At 53.3% G+C, this 910-nt stretch carries 1 protein-coding gene; it reads left to right on the plus strand.

The window, feature by feature from the left end; genetic code table 11:
- Positions 1-662: 662 nt before the first annotated feature.
- Positions 663-910 (plus strand): eCIS core domain-containing protein (locus tag C482_RS20825; RefSeq protein ID WP_449406379.1); only part of this gene is annotated, 248 nt, incomplete at its 3' end.

Here is a 910-nt window from a genome sequence, read left to right on the forward strand (position 1 = left end):
GTCCCGCGCGTGCTGTCACTACTCAGGAATTACGCGGCTTCGTATATAAACCTCCAGAATATACCAGAAACTCGGCCACCTTTTGTTGTGTCGACGCTTCGCCATTTCTATGTGGTAGAATGTAAGCAACGAAGCTGGAAATATTGATGAATGAATCTGAGAAACTCTATATCTTCACTTGCCTTTCCAATGGTAAGATATATAATTTCCTCCTTTATATGTTCGTAATAGATGGGATTTCGCCGCCCTCGGAAATCCAGCTCCGATTCAGGTNATATATAATTTCCTCCTTTATATGTTCGTAATAGATGGGATTTCGCCGCCCTCGGAAATCCAGCTCCGATTCAGGTAATTCATCATCTCGGTCATCACCGTCTACATCGTCGAAGTCGTCGAAGACGGCTCGTCGATCCAACCGCAACGCCACCCGCACTACAACTGACTCACAGTCATCTGCTGCTCGGCGTAGCCGGTCTGGTGCAGAGATACCCGATCGAATCTGGCTCTCAGCGGACGACTGCGAAGCGGTACTCGGCCACTCTGTACCCACAGCCTCTCTCAGGCGAACGCTCGAACAGGTAGTAACCGCCGAAGGTCGTGAGACAGTCGAACAGTGGGCCGACGAAGGGATGCCAGTCGAGATAATGGGTGATTCTGAGAAGATGGCTGCGTTCCGAACGCGGCAAGCGCAGTCTCCNCACCGAAACAGATACACTCACCTGGATGATGACCGGTCTGGAGAAATAGCCGTTCCCGACCCTGTTCGCCGAGTTCTCTCCACACCTGGGCAGTCGCTGGATGCGGCGGTCCAGTCGGATTTGGCCGAGCGTCTGGGTGATCGTTTCGACGACGTCACGATTCATACCGGCCCGGAAGCAGCGAACGCCTGCGAGTCGATCGACGCCCGCGC

This window comes from Natrialba chahannaoensis JCM 10990, from assembly GCF_000337135.1.
GTDB classification, from domain to species: Archaea; Halobacteriota; Halobacteria; order Halobacteriales; family Natrialbaceae; genus Natrialba; species Natrialba chahannaoensis.